This is a genomic window from Mucilaginibacter paludis DSM 18603 (assembly GCF_000166195.2).
Classification (GTDB): Bacteria; Bacteroidota; Bacteroidia; order Sphingobacteriales; family Sphingobacteriaceae; genus Mucilaginibacter; species Mucilaginibacter paludis.
This window is the reverse complement of record NZ_CM001403.1, coordinates 7192653-7210796: the sequence shown is the minus strand read 5'-3', so window position 1 is coordinate 7210796 and position 18144 is coordinate 7192653. Positions and strand designations below refer to the sequence as shown.

Below are 18144 nucleotides of genomic sequence, written 5' to 3'. Positions count from 1 at the left end.
CGGCCATAATCAAAATTTGATGGATAATTTAAAAATAACAGTTTTCCAGGGTTATCTATTCTGGGAAAATATTGATAAAAACCTTCAAAACATATCGTTAAGATTAACCGGCATCCGCGAAAAAACAGATCTGATCATCCTGCCCGAAATGTTTAACACCGGCTTTAGCATGAATGTAAGTGCCTTAGCCGAGCCCATGAATGGCAAAACCATGCGATGGATGCAAACCGTAGCTCAAAAATACGACAGCGTTGTTACCGGAAGCCTCATCATCACCGAAAACGGAAACTATTATAACCGCCTGATCTGGATGCTTCCCGATGGCACTTTTCAACAATACGACAAACGGCATTTATTTGCCCTGGGCCAGGAACATCAAACCTATACCGCAGGCAACAAGCGTTTGATAGTTGAACTAAACGGATGGAAAATTTGCCCGGCAATTTGTTATGACCTTCGTTTCCCGGTATGGTTACGAAACAACGATGCCGCTTACGATTTATTATTGGTGGTAGCCAACTGGCCCGAAAAACGCGCCCTGCATTGGCGTACGCTAATACCTGCCCGGGCCGTTGAGAACCAATGTTATGTTATTGCGGTTAACCGTGTTGGACACGATGGTAACGAAGTATACCATTCCGGCGATTCAACCTGTATCGATCCGAACGGGAACGTGGTTTACTATAAACGCGATGAAGAGGACGTTTATACCTTTACAATAAATCCCGACGAGGTGGTTAATACCCGGCAAGCCCTCCCCTTTTTAAAGGACGCCGACGATTTCGAGATTAAACTTTAATTAAAATACAATGCCGTTTAGTTAAGAGATGGGGTTTCTTATGGAAGATGTACGCAAAGGTGCCAGATGCTAAGCAATAATTAGATAAGAAAGCAGGTTACGCTTTACCATCGCTCGCATAGAACACACCCCTCCGCCCCTCTCAAGAGGGGAATCGCGCTTTTCCGCCGCTTTTTTTTATTTATTTCATTGATAATAAGGCTGTTATTCGGCTCCCCTCTTGAGAGGGGGTGGGCTCGGAAGTGCGGCTGCGGGGGTGTGTTCGCCACGCGACGAACTCTGCAACCCGGCGTAAAACTGCTTAATTAAAGGAAATTGAACTAAACCTGTTTGATCAACCTGACGTCAATCTGGCTGTTTATTTAGCAAATTATCGTTGTTTATACTTGGGCAAAAAAAAGTACATGCCAACTTTCTCCGAAGCCGGATAGCACCGCACTTAGCTTTTAAGCCAGATTGGCAATTGTTATTTTACCGGTGCCCAAAAACATGCCCTATTAATCGCCAGTTTTGTTAATTTATATCGGTATACCATCAAGCAGCCATGCCGAAAATTAATTTTTAGTACCGATATTCACGCACAAAATTTACCGTTATCAATCCATGAAGCATAAGTACCTTTCAATCTTAGTTTTATTCTCTATTATATCGTTGCCGGTATCGGCACAAAAGAAAAAGAAAGACTTTACCCCCTTCGTTAATCCTTTTATAGGTACCGGCGGCCATGGTCACACCTATCCCGGCGCGGTGGTTCCGTTTGGTATGGTACAGCTCAGTCCGGATACCAGGCTGGAAGGCTGGGACGGTACATCGGGCTACCACTATACAGATACGGTTGTTTATGGCTTCTCGCATACGCACCTAAGTGGTACAGGCATAGCCGATTATTGTGATGTGCTGTTTATGCCCACCACCGGCGATCCCAAGTTCCAAAACACGCAGTACAGCTCATCCTTTAAAAAGAAAAACGAACAAGCTTTGCCCGGCTACTATAAAACCAAGCTCGAAAAATACAATATCGAAGTTGAACTAACGGCTACCAAACGCGTGGGCGTGCACCGCTATACCTTCCCGGGCAGTAAACAATGCAATATTATTATCGATTTGAAACATCGTGATGAGGTTCTGGACTCGTGGATAGAGGTAGTTAACGATCATGAGATACGGGGATTGCGCCGATCAAAATCATGGGCCGACGATCAATACGTTTATTTTTATGCTAAATTTTCAAAACCGTTTAAAACTTACGGAATAGCGTTAAATGATGCGCTGCAAAACGGCCAAAGCAAGGTGGAGGGAAAAAATGTTAAAATGTACATCCAGTTTGATAGCCCAGGCGAGGTAATATCCAAGGTAGGTATATCATCGGTAAGTACCGAAGGTGCTTTGAAAAACCTGGACACCGAAGTACCCGACTTTGATTTTAAAAAGGTACAAAAAGCGGCTAAAACCGATTGGATAAACGAGCTGTCGAAAATTGAAGTGGAAAGCAGCAACCCGGTTGCTATGCCGCTGCCACAGGCCAACAATGCCCAACCAGGTTATGGTTACGGCGGATATGGCGGCGCTCCAAAACCTAAAACTCCGGTTGTGGACTATGCGAAAATGAAACAAACCATATTTTACACGGCTTTGTATCATACTATGTGCGCACCCAATGTTTATAGCGATGTAGACGGGCAGTACCGTGGTTTGGACCAAAAAACCCATAAAGCCGAGGGATTTGAATATTATACCGTATTCTCCTTATGGGATACCTACCGCGCTCAGCATCCGCTGCAAACCATCATCAACAAAAAACGCACGCTTGATTTTATCAAGAGCTTCCTTGCGATGTACGATCAGGCTAATTTGTTACCAATATGGCCACTGGCATCGAACGAAACTTTTTGCATGGTGGGCAATCACTCCATCCCCGTTATTGTTGACGCCTATGCTAAAGGGATACGCGATTTTGATGCCGAAAAAGCTTTTACCGCCATGAAAGCGGCCGTTAACCGCAATCAGTTCGGGCTGGAATCGTACCGTAAAAACGGCGCGGTGCTGGCTGCCGATGAAAACGAATCGGTATCTAAAACCCTGGAGTATGCTATTGACGACTGGTGCATCGCTCAGATGGCCAAGATGATGAACAAGCCACAGGATTACGCCGAATACACCAGGCGCGGCCAGTACTGGAAAAATGTTTTTGATAACCAGAGCGGGTTTATGCGCGCCCGTGTTAATGGTGGCTGGGCTACTCCTTTTTCACCTACCGATATCAATGATTATTATACCGAAGGTAACGCCTGGCAATACTCGTTTTTGGTGCCGCAGGATGTGCAGGGGCTTATTGAGCACATGGGCGGCAAACAAAATTTTGAGGCTAAACTGGATGAACTGTTTAACACCAGTGAGAAGCTAACGGGCAGGCAACAATCAGATGTAACAGGCTTAATAGGCCAATATGCGCATGGTAACGAGCCCAGCCACCACATGGCCTACTTGTTTAACTTTACCGATGCTCCGTATAAAACACAGTTATACCTTAACCGGATTATGCGTGAAGAATACAAAGATAAGCCCGACGGTTTAGCCGGTAACGAAGATTGCGGACAAATGTCGGCCTGGTACGTGATGAGCGCTTTGGGCTTTTATACCATAGCGCCAGGACAGCCCGACTATCTTTTAGGCTCGCCGATATTTGACAAGGCGGTTATCAACCTGGAGAACGGCAAAAAGTTCACCATAACCGGGCCCGGTAACTCTGATGCCAGTTTTTACCTGCAAGGGATGACACTGAACAAAAACCCTTATGGTAAATTATTTATAAGCTATAACGATATTGCCAACGGCGGCGATTGGGAAGTGTTTACCGGGAAGCTACCCAACAAGCTATTTATGCAGGAGCTGGAGAAACCAGTATCTAAAATAACGGATAATTTGATTGTTGCTGATCCTTATATCATTTCTCCATCTGCAGCTATTCAAGGTGGTTCCATCAGTATTTCTTTCGGCTGCGCCGATGCGGAAACGCAGATTTATTATACTTTAGATGGATCTACGCCTTCCGCAACCTCGACTTTGTTTACCAAACCGGTTATGCTTTCGGCAACTACAACTGTTAAATGTATTGCTGTTAAAAATGGACAGTCGAGCTTTGTGGTGCAGGGGGTGTTTACAAAAAAGTGATAGCTGTGTAAAGTTATTGCTGAGGTACAAAGAGGAATCTTATACGTCTGACTGGTATCCAGCAGACTTATCGCGCGAAAAAGGTCCCTCCTACGTCGGGATGACATGGGCGGGTTATGATGCCATTAATCAAAAATTGTCACGATGAGGTACGAAGAGGAATCTTCTGCGTCTGACTTTTATCCAGCAGACTTATCGCGCGAAAAAGGTCCCTCCTACGTCGGGATGACATGGAGGGGAAGTATGATGTTATTTATCAAAAATTGTCATTCCCTTTGGTCTAAAGATAATAATTAATAGCAATTGTTATTGTTGAAAACGGGGGGTGCAGGGGGGTGTTAAAAACTAAAGAGTTTGTGGATAAGTTATAAAAAAGGCAGGGTGAACTTTTGTCATTCCTGGTTTTTAGAACCAATCGTCGTATTAGTTCCCTGCCTTTTTAAGATTGCCCAAGGCCCAGCTAGAATAATTCCATTGATTTATCAAAGGTGATTGGCAAAAGGCAATTAAATTAATTGATCAAAACACAAACGTATGAAAACATGGAATGTTGTTTTAGGTGTCGATGTATCAAAAAAGACGGTCGATATCTGTTGGTCGGAGCGTAAGCTGTTCGTTCACATCGATAACAATAGTGAAGGATTCGGCAAGTTTAAAAAATGGTGCAAAACCAACCTGATCGATTTACGGGAAACGTTTATCGTACTGGAATATACCGGCGGTTATGAATACCGTTTCATCCAGTTTTGCGAGTCACAGTCTATAGCTTATCGGCGGGTGCCTGGACTAGAGATTAAGCAATCGATGGGTATGATCAGGGGCAAAAGCGATAGGGCCGACGCATTCCGGATCGGTCAGTATGGAGAAGATAAGATCAAGCGTCTTGAACCATCTAAGTTGTTGGATAATAAAATCTTAGAGCTTAAGACCTTGCTTTCATTCCGTAAACGATTGGTACGGGAAAGTGCTGGATATCAGAGCTCTGTTGGTGAGCGGAAACATATGTATGAGGTAAGTAACCAGGATATGATCGTCCGTATATCTAACGAAAAAAGAGATGCCAATTCGGAATATATCAAGGAGCTAGAATCGCGGATCATGGAACTGATCAAAAGCAATGAGCAGATGTATCTGAATTACCGGATCATCACCAGCATTAAAGGCATAGGCGCAGTGAATGGTTGGATGACCATAGCCTACACGGAGAATTTTACAAGCTTTCCTGACGCGAGGCACTATGCTGTATATGTAGGGGTGATTCCCTTTGAGCATACCTCGGGAACAAGTAAAAAAGGACGAAGGCGAACAAGCAACCTAGCGCAAAAGGAATTGAAACAGGAACTTAACCAGGCAGCTAAAACAGCTATGCAGCATGACCCCGAAATCAGGGCATACGCAGAGCGCAAGATGCAGAATAAAGAATATGGGTTGGTGCTAAACAATATAAAATTCAAACTGATACTACGAATGTTCTCCTTAGTGAAAAGGGGAGAAATGTATGTTGAAAACTATCGAAGGTCAGCTTAAAATATCTTTTTTAAATTAAATTTGGAATTGTTCGAAACCTAGAATACGATGAGGTACGAAGAGGAATCTTCTGCGAGCTTAAAGTAAACTGCAGGCCTGTCGAAAGAAAAAATCCCTCTTCCTTACCGGGATGCCATCGTTGAAGATTCTCATTCCTTTTTAAGCAACTTAGCGGCCTCGTCCAGCTTTTCTTTTTCCTTTTTATCCAGAACCGGATACTTCAGTTTCATATCCTTTAGCACCTCCAGCATAATAGTTGAGATGGCTATGCGCGTGAACCATTTTTTATCCGCGGGGATAACAAACCAAGGCGCTTCGTTGGTAGCGGTTTCGTTGATCGCTTTCTGGTAGGCATTCATATAATCATCCCAATACTTCCGCTCCTCAATATCGGCCGACGAAAATTTCCAGTTCTTCTCCGGATCGTCAATGCGTTTTAAAAACCGATCTCTTTGTTCATCCTTCGATACATTTAAAAAAAACTTGATTACGGTAGTGCCGTTAACGCTTAAATGTTTCTCAACCCCACGGATGCTCTCATACCTGTTTTTCCAAAAGGTATCATCAATTTGCTGCAAGCTATCCACACCGGGGATGCGCTGTGATAATACAATTTCGGGATGCACCTTACAAACCAGCACATTTTCATAGTGCGACCGGTTATGAATCCCTATCCGGCCACGTTCGGGCAAGGCTTCATAATGTCTCCACAAAAAATCATGATCTAATTCCTCCTCCGATGGTTGTTTAAAACTGTAAACCTGGCAACCCTGCGGGTTTAAGCCAGACATAGTATGCGCTATGGCGCTATCTTTACCAGCTGCATCCATCGCCTGGAAAATAATCAATAAGGCATGTTTATTCTCGGCATAAAGTTCGGTTTGCAAGGTAGTTATCTGGCTTATAATCCCTGCCAGCACCGCCTCGGCATCTTCCTTTTTATAATTGGCGGCATAATCTGTGGGATGATTTTTCAACTCAAACTTGTCGCCAGAAGAAATTTTGAACTTTTTAATGATATTTTCCATCTTAAGAAATAGATTTGTGACAAATTAACCTAAAATTTATACTACAAACTAACGTTGTTTATATTTGCTGTTCAGCTATGAATTAGAATCATTATTTTACATCTTTACCCAATGTTCAAACGTATAAAAAACCGTTTCCTACGTTATATTGTTATCTCTATTTATTTCATCATCATCTTTTTTTGTGCTATAGAGCTTAATTTCTTGTGGCTTTTTGGTTATTCCCCTGATATGGAGGATATTAAGAACCCCATTATGTCGCTTTCGTCAGAGGTTTACTCAGCCGATGGTAAATTGCTCGGCCGTTATTATCGCGAAAACCGTTCGCCGGTTGAATTCAAACAAATATCTCCCAACCTGATCAACGCCCTGGTAGCTACGGAAGATGCCCGCTTTTTTAAACATGGCGGGGTTGACTTCTTTTCGTTTTTCAGCAGCATACGCTCCACAGCGCAAGGCGACAGACGTGGCGGAAGCACCATAACACAACAATTGGCTAAAAATTTGTTTGAAACCCGCAAAAAAAAGTCGCAGGGATTAATCAAACGAATACCCGTATTCCGTACCATTGTTTTTAAGTGCAAGGAATGGATAACGGCTTATAAAATTGAGCACGTTTATACCAAGCAACAAATACTTACACTGTATCTTAATACCGTACCGTTTGGCAATAACTCATTCGGTATTAAAACGGCATCTAAAAAGTACTTTAATAAAAACCCCGACGCTGTGAATACCGACGAGGCTGCTATGCTGATAGGTATGCTCAAGGCTACATCTACCTATAACCCCATCCGCAACCCCGACAAAGCTTTAGAGCGCCGTAATACCGTGCTTAAACAAATGGCTAAGTATAATTATATTACACAAGCCGCTTTAAAGGATGATATTGCAGCTCCGCTCAACTTGAATTTGAGTTACGTTGAAGATGAATCGCAGGGCGACTCATACATCCGCAGGGCGGTAGAAAAATGGCTGGCCAAATGGTGTACAGATAACGATATGGACCTTTACGAGGATGGTTTAAAGATTTATACCACCATTGATTCGCATTTACAACAATACGCAGAAGAAGCCGTAGCCGAAAAAATGAAGATGCTGCAAAAGCGTTTTGATAACCTGTGGGGAAAGAAAAACCCCTGGCGCGATCCTGACGGAAATGAAATTCAAGATTACGCTATTAAAACGGCGCAAAAACTACCTATTTACAAATTGGTTGATAAAAAATATGCCGGAAATATGGATTCCATCAGGCATTTTTTTAGCAGGCCTAAAAAGATGCGGGTATTTAGCTGGCATGGCGAACGCGATACAACTTTTTCAACGCTGGACTCGATTAACTACTACGCCCGCATTTTAAATACCGGCATGATGACCATTGAGCCTACAAGCGGCAAAATTAAAGTTTGGGTGGGTGGCATCGATCATAAATATTTTAATTATGACCACGTAAACCAGTCCAAACGCCAGGCTGGATCAACCTTTAAGCCCTTTGCTTATTTAACCGCGCTGGACAACGGCTTTACCCCTTGCGATAAATTTACCGATAAACCGGTGTCTATTAAATTTACCGATAAAGGTAAAGAGGAAGTTTGGGAACCTAAAAACGCGAACTTTAGCTTCTCGTACCAGGAAATGTCGTTGCGCTGGGCCATGGGTAAATCGGTTAACTCCATCACCGCGCAACTTACCGAAAAGGTAGGCTGGGACAAAGTTGTTGAGTACGCCCACAAATGCGGAATAGAAAGCCATTTAGAATCGGTACCATCGGTATCGTTAGGCACCAACGATGTTTCCGTTTACGAAATGGTACGCGCCTATAGCACCTTTTTAAACAAGGGTGAAAAAATAAACCCCTTGCTGGTTACCAAAATAACCGACCAGGCAGGTAACGTTTTGCAGGAGTTTACTTTGAAAACCGAAAGGGTAATCAGTGAAGAAGTGGCGTGGCTGATGCTCTATATGTTTAGAGGGGGCATGGAAGAACCCGGAGGCACATCACAAGCCTTGTGGGAGTATGACGGTTTGTGGAAAAAAGGCAACCAGATAGGCGGCAAAACAGGCACATCATCCGACTATGTAGATGGCTGGTATATGGGTATCACCAAAGATTTGGTTACTGGTGTTTGGGTTGGTGCGGACGACCGTAGTGTGCACTTTACCACATCCGAATCTGGCGAAGGATCGCACACTGCATTGCCTATTTTTGGCCGCTTTATGGAGAAGGTTTATGCCGACCCAAAATCGGGCTATACTTATGGCGCCTTCCCTAAGCCCTGGGTTAAGATAAACCGGACTTACGATTGCCCTACACCACACATCAAAGCTGATACTTCGGCTACCGACAGTCTTTCGGTTGATACCTCATTAACAGTGCCTTTGCCTGTTGACGACAATATTCCGAAAGAAAAAGAAAATCAATCCACCGCAAATAAATGATAAACTTGGCCGTTAATGATAAAAGTTTAATTTTACGTAAAAAACAATCATCATTCCCGACTTTAAATCATACCGTCTATGAATAAACGCTACCCGTTTCCGCGTATTTTTTTGTCTGTATTTTTGTTCCTGTTTTTTATCACAGGTGTAATTTTAACGCCTGATAACGCGGCTGCCCAAGGCTTTGGGCAAAACAAAGTGAGGTACAAAAACCTCGACTTTAAGGTTTATAAAACCCCGCACTTTGAAATTTACTACTACATTAAAAACGATAGCCTGATTAAGCGCTTTGCCCAGGAGAGCGAGTTATGGTATACATTGCACCAACAGGTTTTCAGGGATACATTTAAAAAACCCAACCCGGTTATTATTTATGCAGACCACCCCGACTTCCAGCAAACAACTGCTATTGACGGCGAAATAAGCGTGGGTACCGGCGGTGTTACCGAAGGTTTAAAAAACCGCGTGGTGATGCCTTTTATGGAAACTAACCAAACCACCAGGCACGTTATAGGCCACGAGCTGGTGCACGCGTTTCAATACCATTCTTTGCTGGATAATGACAGTACCAATTTTGCCGAGATCAATAATTTGCCGTTGTGGATGATTGAGGGTATGGCCGAATACCTGTCTTTAGGAAAAAAGGATGCTTATACGGCCATGTGGATGCGCGATGCCTATCTCAATAAGGATATACCCAGTATAAAGGCCCTTACCGAAACCAATAAGTATTTCCCATACCGTTACGGCGAGGCTTTCTGGTCGTACATCGGCTCAACTTATGGGGATACCATCATTGTTCCGTTCTTTAAAAATGTGGCCCGCTTTGGTTTGGATTACGGTATCAGGAAAACTTTTGGTTATGATGAGCGCACCTTATCCAGCCTTTGGAAAAACTCCATACAAACAACCTACAAGCCCTATTTAAAAGATACCTCGCAAATACCGGTTGGTAAAAAACTAATCGACTTCCATAACTCGGGCGAGATGAATGTAGCGCCGGCCATCAGTCCGGATGGTAAGTATCTCACTTTTTTATCCGAAAAAAACCTGTTCACCATTGATCTTTACCTGGCGGATGCACATACGGGCAAAGTGATTAAAAAGTTAACCAGTAAGATATCCAATACCCATATCGACGAGTTTAACTTTATAGAATCTGCCGGGGCCTGGGCGCCGGATAGCAAGCGTTTCGCTTTCAGCGTTTTTAGCAGAGGGCGCAATAAACTGGTTATAGTAGACATTGCTACCGGCAAAACGCTGGATGAAATAGCGATGGGCAAAGCAGAACAATTCAGTTATGTATCCTGGTCGCCTAACGGACAGGACATCGTATTCTCGGGCATGTCTGAAGGCGAAAGCGATTTGTACATGTACAACTTAGGCACAAAAAAACTAACACAGCTTACCAACGATAAATATTCAGATTATCAACCGAGCTTCTCGCACGATGGTAAAAAGATAGTTTTTGCAAGCGACAGGACGACTTATGACAAATCCCTATCGCAAACCATTACCTTTAACCTGGCTGTAATGGACGTTGCCACCGGGTTGGTAAAAGATATTGATGTTTTTAACGGCGCCAATAACCTGAACCCACAGTTTTCATCAGACGATCAACAGATCTACTTTTTATCAAACCGCGATGGTTTCCGTAACCTATACCGCTATACCCTTGCCGATGGTAAGGTTGAACAATTAACAGATCTGTTTACAGGGATAAGCGGCATTACCGAGTATGCACCGGCCCTGAGTATCTCCAACAACAACGATATAGCTTACTCCTACTACAGGGCGCAAAAATATGCGCTATACAACGCCAAAGTATCTGATTTTAAGCCTGTAGTTGTAAACCCGCAGGACATTAATTTTGACGCGGCTATGCTGCCTCCGCTTCGTGCGGTTGGTGTCGATCTGATCAACTCAAACCTGAACAATTATCTGGCCTACCAAAAGATACCTACCGACTCGATCAAAACCATCAAGTACAGGCCACAATTTAAAATGGACTACCTGGCCAGCAGCGGCGTTGGTATCGGCGTCAATTCGCAATACGGAGCAGGCCTTGCAAGCGGCATACAAGGCGTATTTAGTGATATACTGGGCCGTAATCAACTTTTCGCGGCAGCCTCCATCAACGGAGAGATTTATGATTTTGGCGGCCAGTTTGCCTATATTAATCAGCAAAGCCGCTGGAACTTTGGTGTGGCTATCTCGCATATTCCCTATCAGTTTGGTATCGGCACCTACACTACCCCTACCGAAAACGTGGGCGGTAAAAACGTAACGGTATTATCACAAAATACCGATATCATCCGCAATTTCCAGGACGCCACCAACCTGTTCACCTCCTACCCTCTCTCTAAAATTACACGAGTTGAGTTCGGCGCAGGTGTATCTTATAACTATTTCAGGGTTGATCGTTATAGCACACTGTATGCTATAGATACGGTTAAAACCACGGGCCAGGCCGATCAATATAATTATACAGCCATCGGAACCGATAAAAAAAAAGTATCCAATGACGAGGAGAGCTCAATTACCGGCTATAACTTAAGATCGTACGTTCTTTATTCTTTAAATGTTGGCCTGGTGGGTGATAACTCATTCTTTGGTATAGCTGCCCCCTTAGATGGTTTCCGTTACCGTATAGGCAGTGAGTTCAATTTCGGAACTTACAGCTTCGTAGCCCCATCCATCGACCTGAGAAAGTACATCCGTGCCAAACCGGTAACCTTTGCGGCAAGGTTGTATGGCTACGGCAGATTTGCATCCAACGAAGCTACTAACTCGCTATACCCGATATACATTGGCTATCCATACCTGATCAGGGGTTACGAGGCTAATAGTTTTTACAACAGCAACAAAACAGCAACTAATAACTTCAGTATCGATCAACTGTTTGGTAACCGCATAGCGGTTGCTAATTTTGAGGTGAGGCTACCTTTCACCGGTCCCGAAAAACTGTCGGTAATCAACTCCAAATTACTATTTACTGATTTGAACTTATTTTTTGATGCCGGCCTGGCCTGGAGCCCTACAGATAAAGTAACCTTTGGCAGCAACCCCGAATATGTTAAAACTGTAACCACTACCGACCCAACCACGGGTTTACCGATATCGAGCAAGGTTTATAGTCATATACCTGCAACCAGCGCCGGTATATCTTTACGAATAAACGTATTTGGAGCATTTATACTGGAACCTTATTTTGCCATCCCATTCCAGCGCACCGATGTTAACCTGCCTGTGTTCGGGTTAAACTTTGCACCAGGCTGGTAATTACCGATACCTGTTAAATTAAAAAAGCCGGATAGCTAAGTGCTATCCGGCTTTTTAATTTTGAAACAGTTTACATTTTCGAATTAAGAAGAAAGTCCAAAATGCCGACAATAGGGCTCTTGCTTTTGAGGCTTCTACAAAACAGTGCTTTTGGCTTTATTTTAAAGGTTTAACAGCATAGTTATTTTGGGCGCACAATAAAAAAATATTTTTGCGATAAATTTCTTTTTGTGTTTTAGCGTTACAAACTGTATCATCCGATTAATAAAAAACAACAATAATAGCTACTACATAGGTAAGTTATACACTGAATTACGAACTAATATTTTTATATTTAGCTCGGTTTAAAAAATACTTAGACCCTATACTTCTATTTCACAATTAACTGTTCATCTTGTGCATCGAATACAAACCACATTTTACAGGCCTTTATTGGGTTATCAAATGAACTACAAAGAGCGTAATGGGGCTAAATCTGCCCGACAGAAGATCATCACCTTCCTTCAAGTTGTTTTGTTGCTGTTCTTTTGTATCAATAACCAAGTTACAGCGCAATTGAGGCAAATACATGTTGAAACTGCCGAAAACCATATCTACAATGGTAGTTTATATACGGCATCAGAAGGTTACGTATCATTCCTTAAATCTGTTGGATATACAACTGATACCGGCCGTACGATCATACAAAAACCAATAAATTTAACCAACGTAAACTTTAACAATTACACAGTCAACTTAACATTCGGCTTTGAAGTTACTGGTATTAAAGCCTTCAATAAAAACAACATCATTGTTTATGGTGACTATGGATTAGTGCCGGCAATTTTATACTCAAGCGATGCCGGCAATACGTTCAAACTTGTCTTCCATTCGCAGTTTTCAGTCATACCCGGGTCCTGGATAACTGATATGATTTTCCCCTCCAACGGATTGATAGGCTATGCTACAGATGCAGATAGGATATTAAAAACGGTTGACGGTGGCGTGACATGGACGGTGAGCAATACTCTGGCAGGTGCACATTACACCAAGCTGCAGGCATTGAGCGATAATGTGATTTATGCTTTCAGCAGCTACGGCACTACGGCATTGTATAGTACAACAAACGGCGGCGGTAGTTGGACCACGCTCACACTGCCGCCAACCAAGATTACCTCTGTTTATTTTCTTTCTCAAACAAAAGGTTGGGCTACAGACTTAGAAAATTTTGTTTACATAACCACTAATGGTATTACCTGGGCAAAGCAAAACGATAACCTCATTAGCCCTTTTCAGGCTACACGTATGCAATTTGTTAACGATAGCACAGGTTACGCTTTGAATGGCACTTTCCAGATTTACAAAACAACTAACAGCGGTAAGATCTGGGAGCGCTTACCACGCGATAACAATTACTCATATTTAGGTTATGGCTTCAACGATATACAAATATCCGGCTCAACCATTTGGGCAGGCGGCGGCCATGGATTTTTGGAGCTCAGTACCAACAGTGGAGGCGCGCCAATTCCAAAAGCCCTTTTTAAATATGATACCACCGGCCTTGCAGCTACTGGTAAAATTAAATTACTTAACTACTCACGTACGGGTTATAGTTATAGTTGGTTGGTAAATGGTAAACCTGTAGCTACCACTTATAACGGCAGCTATCCAGCTGATATTTACGCCCCTAACGATACCATTAAATTGATATGCAGTAATAATGGCTATGCCGATACAGCAACAGCTATCACCAACATCAACAAAAGCATACAAATAGATTCCTTTACGCCAACAACAGGAATTACGGGTACAACTATTTCAATAAACGGGACTAATTTTGAAAATATTACGGAAGTTAGCTTTGGCGGCGTTCCGGCTAAATCTTTTAAAGTTAACAACGCAACTAATATATCGGCTGTAATTGCGGCGGGTGCATCTGGCAATGTTACGGTAAAATCAGCAAAAAGCCGGGCTAGTAAATCGGGTTTTACTTATATCCCGCCACCTACCATTACATCCATATCTCCAATAGCCGCTCCTGTAGGCGCAACTGTAACTATTACCGGAACAGGCTTTACCGATGTTACACGCGTTTTACTAGACAACTATTCGTGGGTGTATAAAGTGATATCGCCAACGCAAATTACTGCTACGGTGGGCGATATTAGCTCAGGGAGTATTACTGTAACTGCAGCAGGTGGCTCGGTTACGATGGCCGGCTTTCACTTGCTGCCAACCATTACCTCTATAGACAAAACAAGCGGAACCTTTGGTACAAGTATTACAATTTATGGTAACGGTTTGGGTGAAGTGAATGCAGTTACTTTAGATGGTAATCCAGTTAGGTCATTCAACAGAAACGCCGTTGGTATTTATGCGATAATTGGAGATGGCTCTGCAGGCAATTTTACTGTTAGCACTCCTTATGGTAGTTCAACCTACGCTGGCTTTACCTATTATCAAACAGCAAAAATAAAATCGTTCTCGCCAACGTCGGGGCCAATTGGGACTATGGTTACCATCAAAGGCAGTAACTTTGATAAGCTTCCTGCTGGTAATATTGTATTTTTTGGTATTGAGCGCGCCGTGGTTAGTGCCGCTACTGATAGTACGCTAACCGTTAACGTACCGCTGGGTGCAAATTACAAGCCCATAAACGTGATAGCCCATGGTACCAGTTGTTACTCGTCAATACCATTCGCAGTAACGTTTAATAACACAACGAGCCTTAATGCAGCCTATTTTAGCAGTAAAATAACCCTACAAACCGGTATGACGCAAAGAGCTGTTCTTGCGGATATAGATAACAACGGAAGTCCGGATATTATTGTTACGACAATTGGCTCGGCAGGTACCATCGCTCGTATAATGCTAAATAATAGTAAACCCGGTAATATTAGCCTTAGTACCAGTATTATGCAATATGGCGGAGGAGGAAGCTCGTCAGACTACCACCTGAACGGCTCGTTAGACGTGAATACAGCAGATTGGAATATGGATGGCAAGCTCGATCTTCTTCTCGTCGGTATATTTGGTGGTAATGCCGCGGTTAACGTGCCGTCATTTTCCATGTTCAATAACGGTTATGGTTATGCATCTTACAGCAGTTCTTTGATAACCTCATTTGGTGAGGCTAATCGGCAAGCAAACTATAACGTGCCTAACAATATTGAGGTTGGTGATATTGACGGCGATGGCAAAACCGACTATTTGGTAGGTCGGCCATACTTTACCTTTCCAAATGTGCTGTTGGCCGATGTTGATAGTGATGGTAAACCGGATGTTTTAGTGAAAAGCGCATCCAACTTGTTGGTATACCGAAATATCAGCACCAGGGGTAATATCGTTTACGACACTCCACTTACGTTCGATATGGGCGGATTGATAAACGAAGTTTTTAGCGGTGACTTTGATAATGATGGCAAACTCGAGATAGCCGTTGCTATGGGCGCATCTACAGCCGGAACAGTTAAAATATTGAAGAACACAGGTACACAGGGCTCTATAAATTTAGCTGTTATACAAAATATTACCACCGGCGGCGCACCAATAGCCGGTTGCGCTGCTGATTTTGATGGCGATGGTAAACTTGATATGGCTATTATAAACGGTAGCAACATTTCTGTATTTAAAAATACAGCAAGCGGCCTAAATGTAGCATTTGGCGCAGCGATAGATATACCACAGGATAGCATGACACAAGTAATTGCAGGTGATCTGGACGCCGACAGCAGGCCCGACCTGGTTTGTGTAAGCCGCTACGGAGGTGACGGTATTATCATTTTAAATAAATTAAAAAACTTGGCAGGCATTACCTCCTTTACACCGGGTGAGGGTTTTAAAGGAACAACGATTAGCCTGACGGGCGCTGGTTTGACGGGCACTACCGCAGTTACAATAGGCGGTACTACAGTACAATCATTTGTGGTTAACACGGACAGTACTATGACGATCACAGCCGGTAGTGGTGTTACAGGCTACATTAACGTAATTAAGCCAACCAGTACTTTAATATCTCTAACACCATTCATTTTTACACAGCCACCTGTTATTACCAGCATTAGCAACACAACGGGTATAACAGGCTCAGGTTTAACTTTAACAGGAACCAACTTTACGGGTGCCACCAAAGTTAGTTTCGGTGGTGTGGATGCTACAACTTTCCAAGTGGTTTCGCCAAACACTATCAACGCCACTGTTGGCGCAGGTGCAAGTGGTATTATTTCGGTTACCACACCAGCAGGAACAGGTACTCTTGCCGGTTTTGTATTTTTACCTGTACCTATAGTTACCGTTGTAGGTTCCGATGTATTGCTAACAGGTAGTTATGTAACACTCTCTACGCCGATAGTAGCTGGTTGTACCTACCAATGGAAACAAAACGGAACGATTATCTACGGAGCTACATCAGCTACTTTTAACGCCTATTATGCTGGTGTTTATACGGTGTCAGTTAACTACAACAATGGAATATCCCAAACATCAGCGGGGGTTACTATTAATGCTATTTTCACCTTGCCCGCCAGTAACTTTCGGATCAGTTCCACCAGTGTCACTTGCAAAGGATCATCAAATGGGGCCATTAACATAAGCGCAGCGCAAAACCTGGGGTATACAGCCACAATCACGGGTAAAGGCTTAAATTCAGTTATTCCTTTTACGACCACAACTGCGCTTAACAACCTTTCTGCAGGCACATATAATATTTGTGTAACGGTGGCAGGTCAACCAAACTATCAACAGTGTTTTACCGTCATAGTAACCGAACCTAAAGATCTATCGGCTTATTCGACAATCAACATCGGCAACAACACTGTATCGTTGGCATTAAGCGGCGGCGGTATTTATAATGTTCAGCTTAATGGAGTTTTGCACACCACTACTGACAGTGTATTGACCCTATCACTCAAAGCAGGACGAAATACCCTGATGATAACAACAGATAAACCTTGCCAGGGCATTATTGATAAAACTATCACAGCGTCTGAAGATGTTTTGCCTTACCCTAACCCGGCTGACAAAATATTATATATTAACCTTGGCAATCAACAGGTGAGAACTGCAAAAGTTGCCATTTATTCGGCTATGGGGGCTTTAGTCTACAAAAATCAATTTGATAACCCAGGCAATACAGTGCGGCTTGATGTATCAACCATACCAATGACGGGGGTTTATACACTTATATTAACTACCGACAACTTACAAAAAACATTTAGTATTATAAAAAGATGAGAAGGCAGGTATTGATATTTTTACTGGCGATGGTATTTGTTGGGTGTGGTAAAAAAAATGATAACGAGTCAGCACCATCTTCTAATCCCGAAAAAGCCACGCTATTATTCCCGAGTCAAAATTCAGCTTGTACCATAACCAACGTTATTTCAACTACACAAAGTAATATTAATTTATCAACAAACACATCTAACACACAATCTGTTAAAGTACCTCAATTAACAACAACGCTCAACCGGAGTACCGCATACTCCTGGTATGTGGTATCAAGATCGAGCAAAAGCACAATTGTAGCACAAAGCGATATCTGGAAGTTTTTTAACCCCGGGCCTGGGACGGTGTATTATGCCCCCTTCCCTGCCGATCTGCTTACCCCTGCGTTTAACGGCACCGCAACAATAACAAACGGTAAAGTCACTTTAACCTGGCAAGGAAGCGATCCCGATAATGATATCTCTTCTTACTCTGTTTACTTGGGTACAAGCAATGTCAACTTAGCGCTTGTTGCAAACACAACTTTTACTAATTTGGCAGTGGGCTTACCAACATCAAATATCCGGTATTACTGGAAAGTTGTTACTGTTGATACTAAAGGTAACACCTCGGATTCAGCCATATACTATTTCTCTGCTCTCTAATATAAATGCTTTTGGAAGGACTTGCAGACCAAATTTGGGGCGAGAAGGC

The 18144-nt window shown here is 42.9% G+C and carries 8 protein-coding genes; 7 read left to right on the top strand and 1 reads right to left on the bottom strand.

Annotated elements, in window-relative coordinates; all coding sequences use genetic code 11:
- Positions 1-19: 19 nt before the first annotated feature.
- The 3 genes from MUCPA_RS30640 to MUCPA_RS30630 all read left to right on the top strand — a co-directional run bounded on the left by MUCPA_RS30640 (position 20) and on the right by MUCPA_RS30630 (position 5497).
- Complete coding sequence (locus MUCPA_RS30640; RefSeq protein ID WP_008511816.1) at positions 20-799, top strand: amidohydrolase; 780 nt, start codon at positions 20-22, stop codon at positions 797-799.
- Positions 800-1402: 603 nt separating this feature from the next.
- Positions 1403-3970 carry a GH92 family glycosyl hydrolase gene (locus tag MUCPA_RS30635; protein ID WP_008511815.1) on the top strand — a complete coding sequence of 856 codons (2568 nt, stop codon included), beginning with the start codon at positions 1403-1405 and terminating at the stop codon, positions 3968-3970.
- Between the two features lie 534 nt (positions 3971-4504).
- Entirely contained in the window at positions 4505-5497 is a 993-nt protein-coding gene (locus MUCPA_RS30630) for an IS110 family transposase (protein WP_008505051.1), read from the top strand.
- A 149-nt stretch (positions 5498-5646) separates the two neighbouring features.
- Here the strand turns inward: MUCPA_RS30630 and MUCPA_RS30625 are convergent, their stop codons facing one another.
- Entirely contained in the window at positions 5647-6525 is an 879-nt protein-coding gene (locus tag MUCPA_RS30625; RefSeq protein WP_008511811.1) for a polyphosphate kinase 2 family protein, read from the bottom strand.
- A 111-nt stretch (positions 6526-6636) separates the two neighbouring features.
- On the opposite strand from MUCPA_RS30625, the gene MUCPA_RS30620 reads away from it, so the two are divergent.
- The 4 genes from MUCPA_RS30620 to MUCPA_RS36540 all read left to right on the top strand — a co-directional run bounded on the left by MUCPA_RS30620 (position 6637) and on the right by MUCPA_RS36540 (position 18095).
- Positions 6637-8964 (top strand): penicillin-binding protein 1A, encoded by a 2328-nt coding sequence (locus MUCPA_RS30620; protein ID WP_008511809.1) that lies wholly within the window; start codon positions 6637-6639, stop codon positions 8962-8964.
- Positions 8965-9042: 78 nt separating this feature from the next.
- Positions 9043-12246, top strand: coding sequence for a DPP IV N-terminal domain-containing protein (locus MUCPA_RS30615; RefSeq protein ID WP_008511808.1), 3204 nt, complete (start codon positions 9043-9045; stop codon positions 12244-12246).
- Between the two features lie 444 nt (positions 12247-12690).
- Positions 12691-17457, top strand: a complete 4767-nt coding sequence (locus tag MUCPA_RS30610) for an IPT/TIG domain-containing protein (protein ID WP_040626695.1) — start codon at positions 12691-12693, stop codon at positions 17455-17457.
- Positions 17454-18095 carry a hypothetical protein gene (locus MUCPA_RS36540; protein ID WP_008511804.1) on the top strand — a complete coding sequence of 214 codons (642 nt, stop codon included), beginning with the start codon at positions 17454-17456 and terminating at the stop codon, positions 18093-18095. The genes MUCPA_RS30610 and MUCPA_RS36540 overlap by 4 nt, the downstream gene beginning before the upstream one ends.
- The last annotated feature ends 49 nt before the right edge of the window (positions 18096-18144 follow it).